This is a genomic window from Acinetobacter sp. ANC 4910, assembly GCF_004331035.1.
Taxonomy (GTDB): domain Bacteria; phylum Pseudomonadota; class Gammaproteobacteria; order Pseudomonadales; family Moraxellaceae; genus Acinetobacter.
Genome location: NZ_SJNT01000003.1, coordinates 209936 through 231545 on the forward strand (window position 1 = coordinate 209936; position 21610 = coordinate 231545).

Here is a 21610-nt window from a genome sequence, read left to right on the forward strand (position 1 = left end):
TTAAATTGTGATGTATTTTTATTAATTCAAAGCACTATAGCATTTCTCAGCCATAAAAAAGCCCACCGAAGTGAGCTTATAAATCATAATCTTAATAAAATCTTATAATTTAGGATCACGCATTTGCACCAAATTTGCATTTGCATTGCTTAAACTTTCCATCACTTTATGCATCACACTTGGAACCAATTGGTCTGCAATTTGTGCTGCCTGTAAACCAATTTTCTCACCCAATGTTGGTTTACGACGCGTTTGAATCACATACACATCATGTTGTGGCAATAAATTAAGCAAGTATTCATCTGAAGTCTGTAGTTTATCCACCAAATTCAAATCTAGCGCATCACGACCATACCAATGTTCACCTGTTGCAACTTGTTCAACATTCAATTGTGGACGATATTTCTCTACAAAGTGCTTAAATAACTCATGGGTTTGTTGTAATTCTTCTTCAAATTTTGCTTTACCTTCAGGTGTATTTTCACCGAACATGGTCACTGTACGTTTAAATTGACCTGCTGTGTACAATTCAAAATCAACATGATGCTCTTTCAGTAAACGGTTAAAGTTTGGTACTTGTGCCACAACACCAATAGAACCAACCACTGCAAAAGGCGCAGCAATAATTTCACTGGCAATACATGCCATCATATAACCACCGCTTGCAGCAACCTTATCTACACAGATGGTTAAATGAAAGCCTGCATCACGTAGACGCACCAACTGTGCAGCAGCTAGACCATAGCCATGCACCATACCACCTGGGCTTTCAAGTCTTACAACAACACGGTCACGACCTGCTTTTGCAGTTGCCAAAATCAGGGTAATTTCTTCACGAATGTTGTCTACAGCAGATGCTGCTGTATCACCTTTAAAGTCTAATACATAGACTTTTTGATTATTCTTTTTACGTGCACGTGCTTCTTTCACCAATTGTTGTGTCAGTTGTAAAAGCTCTAATTTTGAAGCAGTTGTTTGCGCAATTTTTTTTCTTTGTTCATTTACGCGCGCGTTTAAGTGACTAACTCGTATTTCCGCAGGCAACTTCGGCAATTGAAATAACATATGTAAGTAATTCTCAATTTTGTTTGGGTTGAATATAAGATGGGGCTTTTATGGCAAAAATTCAATGTCGTTTTTGCAAGAATATCAACATAAAAAATTGCCTTGAAATCATTCACTTTCTTAATTTAAAGCAAGAAAAAGTTTAAAGGCAAAAAAAAAACCGCAAATTAAAATTTGCGGTTGGATTGTAGAACGTTTGATTAACCAAAACGACCTGTAATATAAGCTTCAGTTAATTGATGATCAGGTTGCGTGAAGACTTTTTCAGTCGAGTTCACCTCAATTAAATCACCTAAATGGAAGTATGCTGTGCGATCTGATACACGTGCTGCTTGCTGCATAGAGTGAGTCACAATGGCAATCGTGTACTGCGTTGAAAGTTCAGAAATCAATTCTTCTACTTTTGCGGTTGCAATTGGGTCAAGTGCAGAACATGGTTCATCCATCAAAATCACTTCTGGACTCACCGCAATAGTACGTGCAATACATAAACGTTGTTGCTGACCACCCGATAAACCTGTCCCAGGTTGATTCAAACGATCTTTAACTTCGTCCCAAAGACCTGCTTTACGCAAGCTATTTTCAACGATTTCTTCAAGGTCATATTTATCACGGGCTAGCCCATGCAGTTTTGGCCCATAAGCAACGTTATCAAAAATAGACTTTGGGAATGGGTTTGGCTTTTGGAAAACCATACCCACTTGTGCACGAAGTAAAACGACATCTAGATTTGGATCATAGATATCCTGATTATCAAGCAATACTTTACCTGTCACGCGACATGAATCAATTGTGTCGTTCATACGGTTTAAAGTACGCAAAAAGGTCGATTTACCGCAACCCGAAGGACCAATAAAAGCGATGACTTCATTCTGATAAATCTGCAAATCAATGCCTTTAATGGCTTCAGCATCACCATAATAAACATGCACATCAGACGTACTGAGCTTTACTTTGGCAGTTTCATTTTCTTTTTTTGCAGATGCTTGCGTATCAAACTGTGAAATAAACGACGTTTGACGCTTTGAATCAGTTTCAGGAGATGTAAATTGAGTCTGTTGTGGATTCACTGACTTGTCCTGCTCTAAAGAGTTATTTACAACGGTATTCATATATTGCCCTCAATTACCAGCGGACTTCAAATTTCTTACGTAACCAAATTGCAAGACTGTTTAATCCAATCATTAATGCAAGAAGTACGATAATGGCTGCCGCAGTACGTCCTTCAAAGAAGTTACGTAACTCATTACCCTGCCATAAATAGACTTGTACAGGTAATGCTGTGGCTTGATCTAATGGTGTACTTGGGATACTGGCAACAAAAGCACTCATCCCAATTAATAATAATGGTGCTGTTTCACCTAATGCATGTGCGACCCCGATAATTGAACCGGTCATGATCCCTGGGAGCGCTAAAGGTAAAACATGGTGGAACACCGTTTGAATACGCGATGCACCCAAACCTAATGCCGCTTGGCGAATGGATGGTGGTACTGCTTTTAACGATGCACGTGTGGTAATAATTACGGTTGGTAAAGTCATTAGACTTAACACTAAACCACCCACCAGTGGTGCAGACAGTGGTAATTGCATCCAACCAATAAAGATTGCAGCACCTAGCAAACCAAATACAATCGAAGGAACGGCTGCAAGGTTATTAATATTCACTTCAATAATATCGGTAATGATATTTTTGGGTGCAAATTCTTCAAGATAGATTGCTGACGCCACCCCAATTGGAATAGAGACAAAGATCACGATCATCATCATGAATAGCGACCCCATAAATGCACCCGCTAAACCTGAAGTTGCTGGCGCACTACGTGAATCTGGATTAGTGAAAATATTGGTGTTAAAGGTATTTTCAATAATTCCTTTAGCTTCCATAGAATCTGCAAGCTGACGTATTTCTGGACTTAATTGTTGTTGGTCATCTGGAAGACTACGGTCAATATTGCCCGCCAACCATACATCAACATTGGCGTCGGTTAACAGCTTAATGTCTTCAGTTTTACCAATCAAAGATGGATTGGCCAAGACCATATCACGCAAACGATACGACTCTGAATCTGTGTAAATACTCGGTAGCTCATCACGCTGCGCTGCAAGTGTCGGATCCTTTTTAATCAGACCATTCACCAGTAAAGCATCCCAATCAACCATGCCCATTTCGGTTTGCCAAGCAACATAACGCTCTTGGAACTGGGCTGGAGACTCACCTGCACGTTGTACAGGTTTAGCACCCACATTCACAATGGTTGGATCAAAATAGACTGGTACTGAAATACTTGTTTGCCAAAACGCTGGTAAACCTTTGGCCAAAATACTACCAAACAGTAAAACCACGAAAAATAAGCCAGAGATTACCGCTGCCAAACCAAATCTACGGAAGAGTTTTTCCTTGCGGTGACGTTTAGACAAAGAACTTTCAATCATTCTTTTACGTTTTTCGCGCAATTCAGCAGCCGATTGTGAATCAAATGATTGATTCAGAGGAGAAGAATTCGATGTGCTCATTCGTATTGCTCGCGATATTTACGCACGATGTAGAGTGCAATAATGTTCAGACCCAAAGTAATGACAAATAAAGTCAGACCCAATGCAAAGGCAACCAATGCTTGAGGACTGGCAAAATCTGTATCCCCTGTCAATTGCTTTACAATCGTCACTGTTACCGTAGAAACCGCTTCAAGTGGATTTGCATGAAGTAATGGACTATTGCCTGCTGCCAGAACAACAATCATGGTTTCCCCCACCGCACGCGAAACAGCCAGCAAGAAAGCCCCTGTAATTCCAGGTAAAGCTGCTGGTAAAACCACTTTTCGGATCGTTTCAGACTTGGTTGCACCTAAGCCTAAAGAACCATCACGTAATGCACGAGGCACCTGAGTAATAATGTCGTCTGAAAGTGAAGATACGAATGGAATAATCATGATACCCATCACGAAACCCGCAGTCAGTGCACTGGTCGCATTGATGTTGATACCGACTTGCTCACCAAGCATTCTGAAAAATGGACCAATGACCATCATCGCAAATACACCATACACAATGGTTGGAATACCTGCGAGTACTTCAATGGCTGGTTTTGCCCAAGAACGAAAACCTGAAGAAGCATATTCTGCCAAGTAAATCGCAATCATGAGACCTAAAGGCACAGCAACCAGTAGTGCAATACCACTGACCATGAGTGTGCCCCAAATCAATGGAAGCAAACCATAACTGCCTTCTGCATTGCCAGAAGTACTAAAACCTGGATTCCATTCGGTACCAAAGAAGAAGTCCATTGGACTGACAAAACGGAAAAAATGCATCGCTTCAGTAAACATGGACATGACAATGCCAACCGTGGTCAGAATCGCTACACCAGAACACAAAGCCAAACCAATATTGATGATTTTTTCAACTTGGTTACGTGCGCGATATTGCCCTTGTACATGTTTTTTCGCCCAAACCAACCCCACTAAAGCCGCACAAATCACCACAGCCAATTTCGCAAAAGAACCAATACTTTCTACTTTTGCCAATTGCTGTGCCGCTGCGATTTCGTAAGGTGCTGCTTGGTCACTCACCCCAAAGCCTGTTGCAATTGCTTGTACACGATCTAGCAATACTTCAACACCCGCAGCATCTAAACTATTCAACACATTTGCAGGCACATTATTCATAACAATGTGACGCAAAATATTTGGCTCAACGATATTCCAAACAATCAAAATTAAAAAAGCAGGGATACCACACCACAACGCAACCAAGGCCCCATAATATCCTGGGCGTGAATGCAACATTGCTGAGTTATTTCCCTTACCTGCTAAGTTACGACTTTTTGCGAGACCAATTTGGTAAGCGATCGCAATCAACGCCAGTAACACGCCTATAAGTAGCAGATTCATGTATTCTCCACCGTTTTTTCAATTTTCATTCTTTGAAAAAACTCACTAAGTACAAAAAGCCAATGGTGGGAGATCCCACCATTTGCCTATTTCACTGAATTACTTAACCGCTTTGCCTGCTTTAAAATCAGCAAGGATTTTTGCACGCTCTTTATCTGACATAGAGATCAAGCCTGCTTTTTCTAACTTAGAACCTTTACCTGATACTTTCTTGCTTAAGAAGTATTCTGTGTATTGTTGTAAGCCTTTGATTGATTGAAGGTGTTCACCTTTCACGTAGAAGAACAATGGACGTGAAACAGGGTAAGAACCATTCAAAATTGTCTTCTCAGATGGCGCAACGTTGTTCACTGTCGCTACGCGTAACTTGTCACGGTTTTGATCGTAGAAGCCTAAACCAAATACACCCACTGCACTTGGAGAAGTTTTCAAGCGAGCCAAAGTTTCAGTGTAATCACCCGCAATTTCAATGACTTTTCCATCTTTACGGAAAGCTGAACATGCTTTCTTCTGAGCATCTTTGTCTAACTTTTTGAAGTAATCGTAAGATTCACAACCTGCTTCAACCATTTTCTCTTGGAACACTTCACGCGTACCGTGGTTAGAAGCTGGAATCACCAGCGTGATTGGTTCGTTTGGAAGTGTTTTGTCAATTTGGTTCCAGCGTGTGTATGGGTTTGGAACTAACTTGCCATTTGATGGTAATTTTTCAGCTAAAGCAGCAAAGACATGGTAAGGCTTTAACTTGTATGCTGCTTTGTGTGAGTTTGATGCAAACACAATACCGTCATAACCAATTTTAATTTCTTGAATTTTATTTACGCCTGCTTTCTTACAAGCAGCTAATTCTGTATCTTTAATTTTACGTGATGCATTTGCCACATCAATCGTATTGTCACCAACACCCGCACAGAACTGTTTTAAACCGCCTGAAGTACCACCAGAACCCACAACTGGAGTTTTGAATTGTGGGAAAGTATTACCAAACTCTTCAGCCACAATACTTGCATAAGGCAATACTGTTGAAGAACCAGCGATTTGAATTGTGTCACGTGCTGCATTTGCAGTTGTTGCTACAACTGAACCTGTTACTGCCAATGCAAGTGCGATGTGGTTTAAGCGCATGCTCATCTCTCTTAATTTATATACAATTTGGAGTACGCCACTTTTTTATTCAGTTTTGTACTTTTTTCGATATGTGCATTTTGATTTTAAAATATGACAAATAAGTTACAGCAATATGACGCTTTTATGATAATTATGGCTTGATGAATGATTTATTTAAAATTCTTTAATATTCAATATGTAACACAAGTTATATTCTTATTTTTACGATTCTATTTTGATCAGTAAAATGTAACAATTCATCTTAATGTCATTTAAGCATGCTGCTGCATACACAATAAAACCTCAATGCACGAGCTCAAAATTTGAAAAAATGCATTTTGATGTGCATGAACTGCTCAAAATTTATAACGATATACACAATACAGACTCGACTTGAAGCATGAAATTCAATCATTAAAAAATCATGATAAAAAATGGGCTAGCTAATTTTCATTAACTAACCCACACAACTTTTAAAATTTGAGTTATTGACTTGATTGCACTTCAGGCAATACCGCCGCTTTGCTTCTATATTTAACGACGTACAGAATTGCCAAAGCAACCATCCAAATTGGACCCAAAATAACAGCCAATCTCATGTCAGGTGTAAACGCCATAATCAACAAAATGAAACAAACAAAACCAATGGTTAAATAGTTACTCCATGGGCTAAGAATGCTTTGGAACTTGGTTTGATGACCCTGTAACTTCATGACTTTACTGAATTTTAAATGCGTAACAGAAATCATGAGCCAGTTAATTACCAATGCAGCCACCACCAACATCATAAAGAGCTGAAAAGCTTGACCTGGAATTAAATAATTCACCAAAACACAGAGCGCCGTGATTGATGCCGATACAATTGTAGCAGGGACAGGAATACCGCGGCTGTTAATTTTTTTCAATATTGCAGGTGCATTACCCTGCTCTGCCAAACCATGCAGCATACGAGTATTGCAGTAAATACAGCTGTTATAGACAGAAATTGCAGCGATTAACACCACAAAGTTCAAAACGTTCGCAACACCATTACTGTTCAGCGACTGGAAAATTAATACAAATGGGCTACCACCTTCTGCCACCATATTCCATGGATAAAGACACAATAAAATACCAATCGCACCAATATAAAAAATCAAAATACGATAGACAATTTGATTGACGGCTTTAGGAATAGTGGTTTCTGGCTGTTTGGTTTCTGCTGCTGCAATTCCGATCAATTCCAAACCACCAAAGGCGAACATAATGACCGCCAATGCCATGACAAAACCATGTATACCATGTGGAAAAAATCCACCATACTGCCATAAATTGGCAATACCTGCTTGCGGTCCTGCCGAACCTGATAACAGTAAATAAGCTCCAAAGCCAATCATGCTCAAAATCGCAACAATCTTAATAAAAGAAAATATAAATTCTGATTCGCCAAAGAAGCGAACATTGACCAAATTAATGCCATTCATCAAAATAAAGAAAAACAAGGCAGTAAGCCACGTTGGAATCTCAGGCCACCAGAACTGAATAAACGTTCCTATTGCACTTAATTCCGCCATGCTGACCAGTACATACAGTACCCAATAATTCCAGCCTGACATAAAGCCAGCCATCTTGCCCCAATATTTATTGGCAAAATGACTAAATGAACCACTGACGGGCTCTTCAACCACCATTTCCCCTAGCTGACGCATAATTAAAAAGGCAATGATCCCTGCAATTGCATAGCCGAGTAAAATCGAAGGCCCTGCCAGTTTAATGGTTTGTGAAAGTCCTAAAAATAATCCTGTACCAATTGCACCGCCTAAGGCAATCAATTGAATATGTCGATTCGACAAGCCTTGTTTCAAAGCATGCTGATTGTGTTCATCCATACATTTTCTCCATTATAAGTGTCACATCCTGTACACCATTATTCAGCACTAGACCGAAGATCTATAATTGACCTTCGGACTGAATATGCTTTAATTTAATTCCATTTTTTAAAAAGACGCTCCGGTCTTCAGCTTAAAATGAGCTTGCTTTCTTACATTCCATTGCATTGGAACGCTGGGTTAAAATTTCATAACCACGATCACCATAATCAAATCGTGCAATTACATTAGCGAATTTTTTCAGACTCAAGGGCGCATCCATAGCAGGTAACTTTAATTCCACAAAAGTCAGGCTATCGTGAAGATGGATATTGTCTAAGACTGACTGCAATTGCCCCACTGTTTCTACTACACAAGACTGATAAGCTTGTGTTCCGTTGAACACTGCTGGAATTTCTGCATAGTTCCAGTTTTGAATATCGTTATATGCAGCATTTCCCCCCATGATTAAGCGCTCGATGGTATAACCGCCATTATTGAGTAAGAAAATAATGGGTTTTAAACCATGACGAATAATCGTGGAAAGTTCTTGTACAGTTAATTGGAATGAACCATCACCAATAAATAAAATTTGTCGGCGTTCTGGGGCTGCCAACAAACTTCCCAGTAAAGCAGGTAAGGTATAACCAATAGAACCCCAAAGTGGCTGAGAAATATATTTCGCAGTGGCAGGTAGCTTTAAACCCGATAGTGCAGAGTTTGAAGTTCCAACTTCTCCGATAATCACATCATCATCTTTGAAGAAACCTGAGATGGCATTCCAAAGTAGTTCTTGACTCAGTTTTTGCTGTTCAGCAACTTCATGTTTTTTTTGTGCAGGCTGCTGAGTCACAACAGATTGCGGTGCTTTACGTAGCGCTACTTTTTTATTTAATTCAACCAACAGTTGACCTATTTCTATCCCAGGCACATCCTGTCCAAAGATATTCAAACCATAAGGCTTAATTTCAATGTAATTTTGAGTGGCTATTTGATGCGTAAATACAGCTGAGCCTACATCAGTAAAGCGAACCCCAATACCAATTAAACAGTCCGATTGTTCGATCACATTTTTTACATGCGGCTGACTCGCCCCGCCCACATAAGTTCCGATATAACGTGGTGAGCCTTCATCCATAATGTTTTTTGCTGTATTCATACTAGCAAATGGAATCGAGCACTTGTTGGACAGATCGTGTAACAGAGAGGTTACCCCAAAAACCGCAGCCTCATTGTCAACCAAAAGTGCTGGGCTTTTCGCTTTTGCCAAAATGCCACACAACTGATCAACGACACTACTCAGTAAATCTGGTTCAACCGATGGATAAGTTAAATCGAGTGGGCGCTCATCTACTTCAATTTTTACATGAGTAATATCCGATGCAAGCTGAATATGTACTGGACGACGCTCCAGAAAACACTGACGTAAGACACGATCAATTTCAAAAGCTGCATTGGCAGGTGTTAAACGTGTTTGCGCCACAGTAAATTCTTTCATGCAATTCATAATATTGTCATAGTTACCATCGACCAACGTATGGTGAACCAGAATTCCTTTTTGAACTACATGTAAGGGTGGAATACCCGAAATATGCACCATCGGAACATTTTCCGCATATGCCCCAGCAATGCCATTAATTGCGCTTAAATCACCTACACCATACGTAGTTGCCAATGCTGAAAAACCGTTAATCCGAGCATAACCATCCGCTGCATAGGCTGCATTTAACTCATTACAATTGCCAATAAATTCGAGTTGAGTATCAGCTTCAACTTGTTCCAGATAGGAAAGATTGAAGTCACCAGGTACACCAAAAAGATGCTGTATACCCATTTGTTTTAAACGAAGATTTAAAAATTCACCAATTTCTATGAACATTGCTCGATATCCTTTGAGACCAATTTTTTATTCCATAGAAAAATAATATTTCATCTAGCCCGTAAATTTCGTGCATAATGAAACCGAATTTTAATAAAAATACAAGATTTGTGTATCACAAAGGGATTTTATGCATGGATAAGTTCGACTGGCAAATCATTCAAGCACTACAAAAAAATGGACGGCTCACCAATCAAGAAATTGGTGATTTAATTGGTTTATCTGCATCGCAATGTTCGAGAAGACGACAGCTACTGGAGCAAAAAGGCATTATTTTGGGCTATACCGCTCGCATACAGCAGCAAGCGCTAGGCATGGAAGTGACCGCCATGATTCATATTAACCTTAGGACACATGAAGCATCTTCCCAACAGGCCTTTCAAGAGCTCATCGAAGCCGAAGACAATATTCAGGATGCTTTTTCGATCAGTGGTGATGCAGATTTTATTCTGAAAGTCGTGGCTGAGAACTTAGAGCAACTTTCCCATTTTGTGACAGAACGCTTATTAACTTATTCTTTTATTGGGCACATTAAATCTTACATTGTTTTGAAAAAAATCAAGGAACAGAATCACTTTTTGCTGAAATCGAAAAATTATAACCATCATCATGTACATTCAGCTTAACTATTTTCTCTCTATTACATATAAAAAAGCCTGGAAAATTCCAGGCTTTCTTTGAACAACATGACAATTAGTCAATCGCTGGTGTATAAGTACCTGCTTGAATAGGATCTTTAATACGATCCGCTTCTGCAAGAACAAGAGACAGCAAGTTCTGTACGTTTTCTAATGTAGCAACAGGGCTCAGCGTCGTCATTTTCAATGATTGCACCTGACCCACTTTAGTTACACCAATATTCGCTTCACCACGTGCAAACAGTTCGTCAGCAACGTTTTGGTTCAATGTATCCAACAACTCTACAGGATAGTTTGCTGGTACTACACGGAACAATACAGAAGCAAATTGTGGTTCAACTAAAAGCTCAAGACCTTCTGTTGCTTTAATATAATCTGCAACATCACGTGTCAATTTAACACCGTGATCGATCATTGAACCATACAGCTCTTCACCTAAAGCTTCTACTGTCATCCACAATTTCAACGCATCAAAACGACGAGTTGTTTGTAAAGATTTCGATACTAGGTTTGGAACACCATGCTCTTCATCATAGGCTGAGTTTAGATATTCAGCTTCATAATGCATGAAACGATAGTTCGCTTCATCTTTAAGCAAGAATGCACCACAAGAAATGGTTTGGAAATAATGCTTATGGAAATCAAGCGTAATCGAGTCAGACAACTCAATCCCATCTAACATCGAACGGTAATCGTTCGATAAAATCAGTGCACCACCCCATGCCGCATCGATATGCATCCACGCGCCAAATTTGTTGGTGATTTCACGAATTTTCTTCAATGGATCAATTGCACCTGCATCGGTTGTGCCCGCAGTTGCAACCACACACGCCACGATTTTGCCTTCTGACTGTAAATGCGCCATCGTTTTTTCGAGAGCATCAACATCCATTTGAGCATTTTCGTTTACAGGAACCGTCACAACAGACTGGAAGCCCATACCCATCATTGCCATGTTCTTTTGCACAGAGAAATGTGCATTTTCAGAACAAATGACTTTAACATTTTTCATGGCTTCTGCAGGAATACCATCACGCTGTACAGACCACGGCTTGCCGTTTTCGTCTTTCCAGTTTTTCGAGATGCAAGCATCACGCGCAAGTAGTACACCCATCAAGTTAGACTGTGTACCACCTGAAGTGAATACACCGGCTTGACCTGCACCGTAACCGACTTTTTGACGAAGCCAATCAATCAATTGAACTTCCATCAAAGAACCCGCTGGGCTTTGATCCCATGAGTCCATAGATTGGTTGGTTGCATTAATCAAAACTTCTGCAATTTGGCTTGCAACCATAGTTGGGCAATGCAAATGTGCGAGAGAATGAGGGTGATGTACTTTTAAGCTTTTATTTAAGAAAAGCTCAACCATACGATCCAATGACTTTTGTACACCCAAACCTTCTGGCGTTGGGTTAAAAGCAATTGCTTTACGCAATTCTTTAATGCTTCCGCCTGTGTACATCTTGTCATTTTGCAACCATGCCGCTACCGCTTTGGTAGCTTGCTCCATTGCTGACTCATAGTCAGCAATGGATTGGGCATCATTGCAGAGTAACGCTTTACGGTGTTCTGCAAAATCAACCATTATTGAGCGCCTCGCACAGCTACAAGTGCTTCAGCCATTGCTTTCTTAAAGCGAGCAATCACTTCTACACATTCTTCTTGCGTAATGATTAATGGGCAAAGTAAACGAATCACTGTACCGTTACGACCACCTTTTTCTAACAAGAGTTTGTTATCAAAACATGCCGCTTGAATTGCTGCTGCCAATTGACCGTCTGCTGGTAAAGAACCCATATGGTCAGCTGGTTTACGCTCATCTACAATTTCGACACCGATCATTAAGCCACGGCCACGAACGTTACCAATACATGGGAATTCTTGCGCTAATTTTTTCAATTCAGCTTGTAAGAAATCACCACGCTCTTGTGCATTTTGAGCTAAGTTCTGTTCAGTAATCGTTTTTAATACGACTAAGCCAGTACCCATTGCCAACTGGTTACCACGGAAAGTACCCGTGTGACCTGCTGGTTGCCATGCATCAAACTTACGTTTAATACCTAGCACTGCAAGTGGTAAACCACCACCAACAGCTTTTGACATTACAACAACATCTGGCTCAATACCCGCATGTTCATAGGCAAACATTTTACCTGAACGAGCAAAGCCTGCTTGAACTTCGTCAAGAATTAATACGATGTTGTGTTTTTCAGTCACTTCACGGATTTTCTTCAACCATTTGGTTGGCGCTGTCACAACACCGCCTTCACCTTGAATCGCTTCAAGAATAACTGCTGCTGGCTTAGTGACACCGCTTTCTACATCTTCAATGAAGTTTTCGAAGAAATACGTTAATGCATCAACACCCGCTTCACCACCTAAACCAAGTGGGCAACGGTATTCATGCGGATATGGCATAAACTGTACGCCTGGCATTAAACCATTCACAGCATTTTTAGCAGACAAGTTACCTGTCATTGCCAAAGAACCGTGAGTCATACCATGATAACCACCAGAGAAACTGATTACTGAGCTACGACCTGTATAAGTCTTCGCTAGTTTAATTGCTGCTTCCGTCGCATCTGCACCAGATGGACCACAGAACTGTAAACAGTACTCTTCTTTACCGCCTGGAAGATACGAAAGCAACGCTTCCGTGAAAGCATCTTTCAACGGTGTAGTTAAATCTAAAGTATGTAATGGAATGCCGCTTGTCAGTGTATCTTGAATACTTTGAACGACCGCAGGATGATTATGGCCTAATGCCAATGTTCCTGCCCCAGCTAAACAATCAAGGTACTCTGTACCTTCAACATCGGTAACCCAGCAACCTAATGCTTTTGCTATCGCTAACGGTAATTTACGTGGATAGCTACGAACATTGGATTCCATCTGACTTTGGCGAGTCAAATAGTATTCGTTAGTAGAATTAGTGGCAGGGTTTACAGAAGAAACGCTCATATCGAATTACCATCTCTGATATGGGTTGAAAGAAATAAGTCTGGTGACTTGCGGTCCTTTGACTCGGTGCTTTATAGAATCTAGTTAGACAATATTTAAATAAATAACTAGGAGCGGCATGATACCGAATTTTTCAAGAAAATAAACAACTTTTAGCAAATATCCGTCCTAATTTTTTTCAAAAAAACTGTACACCTAACCAGCCCTTTCATTATCATCTTACATTGTGACAAGTGAAAGAAAATATGAGTTTTTTTACTTTTTATGAATTTCATTATTTTATCATTTTATTTATTGCTCTTTAGAAAATTAACCCTTTGATTTAATAATGTTTAATTTAAGTATTTCTAGCTTGATTTTAATGCAAAAATTTACAAACTCACCACAATTCCTGCAAAAGTTCCCCATGAACTGCCCTTACCATTGATCTAATTAAATAAGTTTGAAAAATTCAAATAAAGGTTACTTCTTATGCGCCATTTTATACTTTCTTCCCTCCTCTTCGGTGGCTTATTCAGCAACACTGCTTTTGCACAGCAATCAGAAGCTTTAAATTACAATTTAGTTAACGTACAAGCCGAAGCATCACGTCAAGTTTCTAATGACGAAATGCATGCTGTACTTTACATTGAAAAGAGCAATAAACAGCCTGCTGAACTCGCAAGTCAAATCACTCAACTCATGAATCAGGCCATTTCCACTTCGCGTAAGTATCCAAATGTAAAAGTTGAAACGGGGTCTCAAACCACCTATCCAATTTATGACAATGATAGTCGTAAATTAAAAGAATGGCGTGGCCGTGCTGAAATTCAAATTGAAAGTACCGACTTTAAAGCTGCGAGTCAGTTAGTGAATGAGTTACAGCAAAACTTCCAAACCCAATCTATCAACTTTACCGTTTCAGATGCTCAGCGTAAAAAAGTTGAAAATGAACTTATGATTGAAGCCTCTAAAAACTTCCAACAACGCGCACAGTTATTGAGTCAGTCATGGAATAAGTCGGGCTACAATTTAGTCAATTTAAATTTAAACACCAGCAACAACTACCCTCAACCCATCATGATGCGTAGCAGTATGGCAAAATTTTCTGATGCAGAAGCAGCACCAATGCCTGAAGTTGCAGCAGGTGAATCTAAAATTACAGTGAATGCGAACGGTACAGTTCAATTTAAATAATATCGGGTTAAATAAAAAAAACCGTGTTACAAACACGGTTTTTTATTAGATCTTGTTTTATTTCACATTTTAGATCGAAATCTAACAATAAAGATTAAAAATAATAGTAATTAATGATAACTATTATTATTCAATTATAACGAGAGACTCGATAAGATATCGCCAAATTTGTAAACCACGTGCTCTTTATGTCAAACCACTTGATTCAGTCTGGCACCCATCAGCCAACTAAAATATCACCGTTAACCCTGGCGGTTCAGCTTGCTCTAACCTGCCTTGCTACACAAACAACTTTCGCAGCAGATTCAGAACTTAGTTCTGCGAGCACATTACAAACCATCACCCTTCAAGCTGAAGGTAACTGGTTAGAAAACGCCAATGCAGAAAAAGTTCAAAAACATGCAGGCGCACGTACCATTATTGACCGTAAACGCTTAGATGAAGTTGCGGCAACATCGATTAAAGATGCACTTAAGCAAGTTCCTGGCGTACAAGTCCAAGAAAGTAATGGTACTGGCGGTAGTGACGTTTCACTCAATATTGGTGTTCGTGGTTTAACTTCACGCTTATCGCCACGCTCAACTGTATTACTCGATGGCGTACCTTTGTCATTTGCACCTTATGGTCAGCCCCAACTGTCACTTGCCCCAGTTTCACTGGGCAATATTGAATCAGTAGATGTTGTTCGTGGCGCAGGTTCTGTCCGCTTTGGGCCGCAAAATGTAGGCGGCATTATTAACTTCACTACGCGTGCAATCCCAAAAGATTTTGCAGGTAATGTAAGCTTAACCACTGAATATGCTTCCGGCACAGATCAAACTAAACTTAGCCCAAGTTTCTTTATAGGCGGTACTTTAGATAATGGCTTAGGACTTGCTTTGCTTTATTCAGGAACTAAAGGCTATGCTTACCGCGAAGCCAACAATAAAACAGACATTGATGATGTTATGCTAAAAACAGCATACCAAATTACAGATGCTGATGCTGTGGCGCTGAATTTACATCATTATGAAGGTCGCGGGGAAATGCCAGAAGGCTTGACTGCCGCACAATATGCCGAAAATCCTTACCAATCTAATCAATCCAGAAGTTACTTTGCTGGTCGTCGCTCAGATGTGTCCCTACGCTATACGCATCAAGATGAACAGAATAATTTTGAATTATTAACCTATTATATTGATTCGTTCCGTACCAGCGACTTAGAAACCAATCAGGTTGATAAAAATAAGAATCCAATTAAACGCTTAGATAATGCCCCTCGTGATTATCAAGTGTTTGCCATTGAGCCGCGTTTCTCACGTGCATATTCCATTGGGAATGCACAAAGTGAAGTTACTGTCGGTTATCGCTATATGAACGAAGACAGTTCAGAATTTTCTGGTCGCACAGAATATGCAGTCAATACTCTACCAGGGAAATTCCTCGCACGGACTTCAAGCAATGGCGGCACGGAAGCCCATGCTTTCTATATTGATAACCGCTTTGATTTAGGCAAATGGGTGATTACACCGGGTGTTCGTTTCGAATCCATCGATACACATAATAATTTTAGCGCCTATAAATCTGGTAATTTACTGAATACCGTAAATCCATCCATTCAATCTGATGAATGGTTACCAAGTCTGGCAATTATGTATAAAGCCACTGACAACTGGAATATATTTGCAAATGCCGGTGTATCTTTTGGTCCTCAGCAATACAATCAGTTAGCCACTACAAACTCAAAAACAGGTATAGCAATTTCTACTTTAGATGGTCTTTCACCTGAGAAATCCAATAACTACGAAATCGGGACGAAATATTTAGGCAATGGTTTAAATGCGGAATTCACTGCATTCTATTTAGACTTTGATAAAGAATTAATCCTAGAACGCGATGCATTACAAAATGGCTATTGGACAGATCTAGGTGCGACAAGCCATAAAGGTGTAGAACTTGGTCTGGCTTATGACTTTGGTCAGTTAGTCGATGCACTAGATGGATTCAAAATCTATAGCAATTACACCTTTACCAAAGCCGTGGCAAAAGCTGGTGACTTTAAAGATAAGGACATTCCTTTCTATTCACGCCATACAGCGAATCTTGGTTTGAGCTATGCCATTGACCAATGGACTGTAAATGCCGACATGTTTGCTCAGTCTAAGCAGCACTCTCCTGGTTCGACTGATATTTATCAAACTGAGGAATCTACCGATGGTAAAAACGGAGATATTCCAGGCTACTCGACTTTTGCAGTACGCACAGCTTATGATTTTGGCGAGCAATTCCGCGGTTTAAAAATTGGCGGTGGTATTAAAAATGTGTTCGATAAACAATATTTCACACGTTCAACCGACTCAACTGGTGGAAAATATGTAGGTCAGCCACGCACCTTCTACCTACAAACGTCATTTGAGTTCTAAAGTTGATTGCGCCTAACTCAGGCATCCCGCAATATTTAAAAAAGACTACAATTCTGTGGTCTTTTTTATTTTAACAATATGACAAAATTATGACTCTCTTCTGTACTTTATAAACACCATCCACTTTCATGACTCTTTCTGAACTTAATTTATCGCTTTTTTCATGGATTAATGCATCTCCCGAAGCCAGTAATGTCAGCATTAATTTTGCCATTTTCATCGCCAATGACTTGCTCTATTGCATGATTGCACTTTTTGCTTGGTTTTGGTTACGCGGTGACTACCAAATAAAAAAACAAATTCTTAAAGCTTTTATTTTTACCAGTATTGCCATTTTCATCAGTCAGTGTATTTCACACATCTACTATCATCCACGCCCTTTTGTGATGGATGTTGGACGGACTTTGATTTATCACTCACCCAATGGCTCATTCCCTAGCGATCATATGCTGATTTTTAGCAGTATTGCCTTTTCTTATTTCTTTTCAACTTACCGTAAACTCGGCATTTTTTTAATTATGATGGCTTGGCTGGTTGCATGGTCGCGGATTTATGTGGGGGTCCATTTCCCATTAGATATGCTCGGTGCTTTCGTTCTGGCTTTCGCGCTGAATTTGTTCGGTTTAACGCTGTGGAATCGCTATAAAGAAAAACTAATGGAATGGGTACTGACGCTTCATTTCTACTTATTTAAGCCCCTAATTCAAAAAGGCTTTATTAAATAAGTCTTTCTCAAAATAAAAAATCCCGCTCTAAAGCGGGATTTTTTACATTATTTAATAAATCGCCATATGGTCACGATGGATCATCTCAAGCGAACGCGCTTCGCCCAAAACTTGATAAACCTTATCTGAAGACAAACCTTTGACCAATTCAGCCGAACGCGAACTAAAATTAACACGCCCAACCGCCACGCGGTAACCAGAAGGATCAACACACTCCACAACATCACCACGGTCAAAATGCCCTTCAACGGCTTTCACACCCACAGGTAGCAAACTACGGTGATTGTCTTTAATGGCTTTAACCGCACCATCATCCAAAATCAAACGTCCTGCCGTTTGCAAATGTGCAGCCAACCATTGCTGATGCGCTGTAATACGATCATTATCGGTAATAAACAAAGTACCCAACATCTCACCTGCCATTAAACGGGCAAGCACTTGATCACTTTCACCACTCGCTATCAGGGTTGGACAACCCGACTTTGCCGCTAGTCGTGCAGCACGAACTTTGGTCAACATACCGCCACGACCAAACTTACCACCACCACCTGCCATATCAAACAAGCTTTCATCTAAAGCCCGTACAGTATGGAACAGTTTCGCATCAGGGTTTGAGCGTGGGTCAGAATCAAACATGCCTTGCTGATCTGTTAAGATAATTAACAAATCGGCATGGACTTGACCTGCAACCATTGCTGCAAGCGTATCATTATCACCAAAACGAATTTCATCAGTTGAAACTGTGTCATTCTCATTGATGACTGGAATCACGCGCCAATCAATTAAATTCTGCAAAGCATCACAAGAGTTTAAATAACGACGACGATCAGCGAGATCATCATGGGTTAAAAGTACTTGTGCTGTTTGAATGCTGTGCTGTTCGAGTACACTTGACCACGTATGGATTAAGCCCATTTGACCAATGGCAGCACATGCCTGAAGACTGGGTAGATCGGTGGGTCGATTCTCTAGCTTCATTCGAACCATACCTTCAGCCACAGCACCTGAGGAGACAAGAATAATTTCATGTCCAGCTTGATGTAGATCTGCAATTTGTTTCGCCCAATGCGAAATTGCATCTAAATCTAAGCCTTGCCCATTTGCTGTGAGTAAAGATGATCCGATTTTAACAACGATACGTTTTAAAGCCTTGAGCTGACGTTGCCCATCTACCACTTCTATCATCTTGTCCTCAGTTACATGTTGTTCTTAACGAACGTAAAACACTTCCATATCGCTGTCGTCGCCATCTTCATCATTATCGTCTTCATCATCGTCCAATAGACCAGCAAGACGCTGTTGACGACGCATTTCACGATAAGCTTCTTTAGCGGCAATGGTTTGTTCACGTGTTTCAGCTTCTAGCTGATCACGGAATGCTTTCACTTCTGCTGCGTACTCAGGATCTTCAAGTTCGCGTTCGCGTTGTTGCTCAATTTGATCCATTAGATAATACACAACTGGTTTTGTCCCTTCAGACATCAAACCTGAAGTTTTAAATACAGGGCCATCCCACTGCATTTCATCTAGGATATGCTGACACCATTCATCACGCGTATCATCTGCAAGCTGATCGACTTTGTTTAAAACCAGTACGATCGGTAGCTTTGAAAGTGTCGGAGAGAATTTTTTCAACTCAGCCAAGATCGCTTTAGCATTATATGCAGGATCTGAACCATCAATGGGTTGTACATCGACAATGTGCAATAAGATACGCGTACGTGCCAAATGCTTAAGGAAACGAATACCCAGACCCGCACCTTCCGAAGCACCTTCGATTAGCCCTGGAATATCCGCCATGACAAATGAACGGTGGCTGTCCGCATCGACTACACCTAGGTTTGGCACCATTGTGGTAAATGGATAATCTGCAACTTTAGGTTTTGCTGCTGATACTGCACGAATAAAGGTTGATTTACCTGCATTTGGCATACCCAATAGACCAACGTCTGCCAATACTTTAAGTTCTAGGCGAATTTCACGGAATTCACCTTTAAAACCATGGGTACATTTACGCGGTGTACGGTTGGTTGATGATTTAAAGTGAGTATTACCTAAACCACCATCACCGCCAGCTGCAACAAGCACACGCTGACCACTTTCAACCAAGTCACCAATAATGTCGCCAGAGTCTGTATCAACAATGGTTGTACCCACAGGAACCATTAATACAGTGTCTTCACCACCACGGCCAGCACAGTTTGCACCACGGCCATTTTTAGCACGTTCCGCACGGAAGCGGCGGGTATAACGGAAGTCTACAAGGGTACTGGTATTATCATCAGCTTGAATATAAACGCTGCCACCACGACCACCATCACCACCGTCTGGACCACCAAAAGGTACGAATTTTTCACGGCGAAAACTGGCTACGCCATTGCCACCGTCGCCAGCCTCTACGGTAATGACTGCTTCATCAACAAAGCGCATACTGCCAATCCTCTAAAATCTTTAAAACCGCTTATTCTGCCACATTTTAAAGCATTTCTCGAATAGTATTATTCAACTGAATATGAATTTCCCTTATTATTTTTATAGTCCTGCTTATTTTTATGTTTGTTTTACATTGATTTATTGAAAATAATCTTTAAATAACTGAACCATTAAATTTTAATTTAATCAATGTACTCAAAGCCAAACTTATTGAATGTCATACACGACACACAATAATAAACTATGGAATGAGCCATGATTTTAGATATTTATTTTAGGTTTATGTTCTAAAATTTCAGGCAAATTTCGTTCTATCCAATGAATAAATTCGTTGACCTTTGCCGCGACCTGCGAACCTATAATCGTCAATTGATACTCCACTTTCGGTGGTACAATCGGGTACACAGTACGTAAAATAAAACCATCTTGTTCTAATGTTTTAAGGGTTTGCGACAGCATTTTTTCACTAATCCCCTCAATTTTTACTTTTAATTCACTGAAGCGATGCACACCTTCGCTTAAGCAATGCAGCACCAACAGCGACCATTTACTGGAAAGATGCTCAAGTATTTCGCGGGAAGGACAAGCTGTCGACAAAACTTGACCCAATAACTTACTGGTTACATACGTACTCATAAACTCCCCTCAGTGCAGTAGCTGCTTACTTTTCTTATCTGTACTTTCATTCGGTAAGCTATCAGATTAATCTTTAACCATCAAGGAAGTGATTCATTCTTTTCCAAGTCTAGAGTGGATAAATCATCTCTAGAATATCCATTCAAGTTATGATTATTGGGCTTTATTCAAGGATGAATATGATGTACCGGCAAATGCATATTCAGCTCTAAATTGACTAAAGTTTTTCGTACCGCGTTGTACATAGTGGCATCAAAACTGGCAATACGATCCATCCTCATTGGGTCATTCAAGTTCAATTGCGGTGAAAAACGGTGGACTACATGTAAACCAACGCGCTCATCAAACTCGAAGTAAACAGGTCCATCAAATTGAATCTTCACAGGAATAGTGTACGCTCGTTTAAGCTCAAATGGCACATCCAACTGAACAGGAATATCAAGTTTCAAAGGGAACTTGGGCAACAATTGATTTTTATAAATTAAATCGGTCGTAGTTTCTACAGGCATTAACTGATCAATACGTATCATGGTTTGATAGTCAATATTCACGGTAATCGGTGTTTCTATTTCGAATTTTAAATCTGCAAGATATTTGCCTTTTAAAGGTAGATTCAGTTGACGATCAATATCTATTTGCGTATTCAACTTGCCTTGCGAGTGAATATCTAAATAGTTACCTACATGAATTTTGGTTGCTAAAGCATCTGGCAACATAATTTCCGAACGATGTGTCGAAATTTGCATAGAGGCAATCACGTTCAAATACAACCAGAACAAAATCGCTATCGCAACGACTAGCCCTATAAAACTGAAACACCAAAAACGAGAGCAAGAAAACATAAC

17 protein-coding genes are annotated in these 21610 nt (G+C 40.1%); 4 read left to right on the plus strand and 13 right to left on the minus strand.

Going from position 1 to position 21610, the window contains the following annotated elements; translation table 11 throughout:
- Positions 1-102 precede the first annotated feature (102 nt).
- The 7 genes from sohB to E0H82_RS04330 form a co-directional block, all read right to left on the minus strand.
- The gene (gene sohB / locus E0H82_RS04300; protein WP_131263354.1) at positions 103-1065 is read right to left on the minus strand and encodes a protease SohB; all 963 of its coding nucleotides are present in this window, start codon (positions 1063-1065) and stop codon (positions 103-105) included.
- Between the two features lie 200 nt (positions 1066-1265).
- Positions 1266-2177 carry a phosphate ABC transporter ATP-binding protein PstB gene (gene pstB / locus E0H82_RS04305; RefSeq protein ID WP_131263356.1) on the minus strand — a complete coding sequence of 304 codons (912 nt, stop codon included), beginning with the start codon at positions 2175-2177 and terminating at the stop codon, positions 1266-1268.
- A 13-nt stretch (positions 2178-2190) separates the two neighbouring features.
- Complete coding sequence (pstA, locus tag E0H82_RS04310) at positions 2191-3582, minus strand: phosphate ABC transporter permease PstA (RefSeq protein ID WP_131263357.1); 1392 nt, start codon at positions 3580-3582, stop codon at positions 2191-2193.
- Positions 3579-4958 carry a phosphate ABC transporter permease subunit PstC gene (gene pstC, locus E0H82_RS04315; RefSeq protein WP_131263359.1) on the minus strand — a complete coding sequence of 460 codons (1380 nt, stop codon included), beginning with the start codon at positions 4956-4958 and terminating at the stop codon, positions 3579-3581. Before pstC ends, pstA begins: the two co-directional genes overlap by 4 nt.
- A 99-nt stretch (positions 4959-5057) precedes the next feature.
- On the minus strand, positions 5058-6083 hold the full coding sequence (locus E0H82_RS04320; RefSeq protein WP_131263361.1) for a substrate-binding domain-containing protein: 1026 nt from the start codon (positions 6081-6083) through the stop codon (positions 5058-5060).
- Positions 6084-6550: 467 nt separating this feature from the next.
- Positions 6551-7933 (minus strand): amino acid permease, encoded by a 1383-nt coding sequence (locus E0H82_RS04325; protein ID WP_131263363.1) that lies wholly within the window; start codon positions 7931-7933, stop codon positions 6551-6553.
- 133 nt (positions 7934-8066) lie between these two features.
- Positions 8067-9791, minus strand: coding sequence for an alpha-keto acid decarboxylase family protein (locus tag E0H82_RS04330; protein WP_131263365.1), 1725 nt, complete (start codon positions 9789-9791; stop codon positions 8067-8069).
- Between the two features lie 134 nt (positions 9792-9925).
- Between E0H82_RS04330 and E0H82_RS04335 the strand changes: the two genes are divergently transcribed.
- Positions 9926-10417 (plus strand): Lrp/AsnC family transcriptional regulator, encoded by a 492-nt coding sequence (locus tag E0H82_RS04335; RefSeq protein WP_131263366.1) that lies wholly within the window; start codon positions 9926-9928, stop codon positions 10415-10417.
- Between the two features lie 67 nt (positions 10418-10484).
- Here E0H82_RS04335 and E0H82_RS04340 read toward each other — a convergent pair whose 3' ends face one another.
- Positions 10485-12017 carry a pyridoxal phosphate-dependent decarboxylase family protein gene (locus E0H82_RS04340; protein WP_131263368.1) on the minus strand — a complete coding sequence of 511 codons (1533 nt, stop codon included), beginning with the start codon at positions 12015-12017 and terminating at the stop codon, positions 10485-10487.
- The gene (locus E0H82_RS04345; protein ID WP_131263370.1) at positions 12017-13393 is read right to left on the minus strand and encodes a diaminobutyrate--2-oxoglutarate transaminase; all 1377 of its coding nucleotides are present in this window, start codon (positions 13391-13393) and stop codon (positions 12017-12019) included. Before E0H82_RS04345 ends, E0H82_RS04340 begins: the two co-directional genes overlap by 1 nt.
- Positions 13394-13864: 471 nt before the next feature.
- On the opposite strand from E0H82_RS04345, the gene E0H82_RS04350 reads away from it, so the two are divergent.
- The 3 genes from E0H82_RS04350 to E0H82_RS04360 all read left to right on the plus strand — a co-directional run bounded on the left by E0H82_RS04350 (position 13865) and on the right by E0H82_RS04360 (position 17696).
- Complete coding sequence (locus E0H82_RS04350; protein WP_131263372.1) at positions 13865-14569, plus strand: SIMPL domain-containing protein; 705 nt, start codon at positions 13865-13867, stop codon at positions 14567-14569.
- A 188-nt stretch (positions 14570-14757) separates the two neighbouring features.
- Positions 14758-16971, plus strand: coding sequence for a TonB-dependent receptor family protein (locus E0H82_RS04355; protein WP_131263374.1), 2214 nt, complete (start codon positions 14758-14760; stop codon positions 16969-16971).
- Between the two features lie 128 nt (positions 16972-17099).
- The gene (locus E0H82_RS04360; protein ID WP_131263375.1) at positions 17100-17696 is read left to right on the plus strand and encodes a phosphatase PAP2 family protein; all 597 of its coding nucleotides are present in this window, start codon (positions 17100-17102) and stop codon (positions 17694-17696) included.
- 51 nt (positions 17697-17747) lie between these two features.
- On the opposite strand, the gene proB is transcribed toward E0H82_RS04360, so the two are convergent.
- The 4 genes from proB to E0H82_RS04380 all read right to left on the minus strand — a co-directional run bounded on the left by proB (position 17748) and on the right by E0H82_RS04380 (position 21607).
- Positions 17748-18881, minus strand: a complete 1134-nt coding sequence (gene proB / locus E0H82_RS04365) for a glutamate 5-kinase (RefSeq protein WP_016166816.1) — start codon at positions 18879-18881, stop codon at positions 17748-17750.
- 24 nt (positions 18882-18905) lie between these two features.
- On the minus strand, positions 18906-20126 hold the full coding sequence (cgtA, locus tag E0H82_RS04370) for an Obg family GTPase CgtA (protein WP_131263377.1): 1221 nt from the start codon (positions 20124-20126) through the stop codon (positions 18906-18908).
- Positions 20127-20390: 264 nt separating this feature from the next.
- Positions 20391-20765, minus strand: coding sequence for a winged helix-turn-helix transcriptional regulator (locus E0H82_RS04375; protein ID WP_131263379.1), 375 nt, complete (start codon positions 20763-20765; stop codon positions 20391-20393).
- Positions 20766-20932: 167 nt separating this feature from the next.
- Positions 20933-21607, minus strand: a complete 675-nt coding sequence (locus E0H82_RS04380) for a hypothetical protein (RefSeq protein WP_131263381.1) — start codon at positions 21605-21607, stop codon at positions 20933-20935.
- Positions 21608-21610: the final 3 nt, after the last annotated feature.

Coding starts and splice junctions, on each gene's coding strand:
- sohB (WP_131263354.1), bottom strand. CDS start 1,065: ATGTTATTTCAATTGCCGAAGTTGCCTGCGGAAATACGAGTTAGTCAC.
- pstB (WP_131263356.1), bottom strand. CDS start 2,177: ATGAATACCGTTGTAAATAACTCTTTAGAGCAGGACAAGTCAGTGAAT.
- pstA (WP_131263357.1), bottom strand. CDS start 3,582: ATGAGCACATCGAATTCTTCTCCTCTGAATCAATCATTTGATTCACAA.
- pstC (WP_131263359.1), bottom strand. CDS start 4,958: ATGAATCTGCTACTTATAGGCGTGTTACTGGCGTTGATTGCGATCGCT.
- E0H82_RS04320 (WP_131263361.1), bottom strand. CDS start 6,083: ATGCGCTTAAACCACATCGCACTTGCATTGGCAGTAACAGGTTCAGTT.
- E0H82_RS04325 (WP_131263363.1), bottom strand. CDS start 7,933: ATGGATGAACACAATCAGCATGCTTTGAAACAAGGCTTGTCGAATCGA.
- E0H82_RS04330 (WP_131263365.1), bottom strand. CDS start 9,791: ATGTTCATAGAAATTGGTGAATTTTTAAATCTTCGTTTAAAACAAATG.
- E0H82_RS04335 (WP_131263366.1), top strand. CDS start 9,926: ATGGATAAGTTCGACTGGCAAATCATTCAAGCACTACAAAAAAATGGA.
- E0H82_RS04340 (WP_131263368.1), bottom strand. CDS start 12,017: ATGGTTGATTTTGCAGAACACCGTAAAGCGTTACTCTGCAATGATGCC.
- E0H82_RS04345 (WP_131263370.1), bottom strand. CDS start 13,393: ATGAGCGTTTCTTCTGTAAACCCTGCCACTAATTCTACTAACGAATAC.
- E0H82_RS04350 (WP_131263372.1), top strand. CDS start 13,865: ATGCGCCATTTTATACTTTCTTCCCTCCTCTTCGGTGGCTTATTCAGC.
- E0H82_RS04355 (WP_131263374.1), top strand. CDS start 14,758: ATGTCAAACCACTTGATTCAGTCTGGCACCCATCAGCCAACTAAAATA.
- E0H82_RS04360 (WP_131263375.1), top strand. CDS start 17,100: ATGACTCTTTCTGAACTTAATTTATCGCTTTTTTCATGGATTAATGCA.
- proB (WP_016166816.1), bottom strand. CDS start 18,881: ATGATAGAAGTGGTAGATGGGCAACGTCAGCTCAAGGCTTTAAAACGT.
- cgtA (WP_131263377.1), bottom strand. CDS start 20,126: ATGCGCTTTGTTGATGAAGCAGTCATTACCGTAGAGGCTGGCGACGGT.
- E0H82_RS04375 (WP_131263379.1), bottom strand. CDS start 20,765: ATGAGTACGTATGTAACCAGTAAGTTATTGGGTCAAGTTTTGTCGACA.
- E0H82_RS04380 (WP_131263381.1), bottom strand. CDS start 21,607: ATGTTTTCTTGCTCTCGTTTTTGGTGTTTCAGTTTTATAGGGCTAGTC.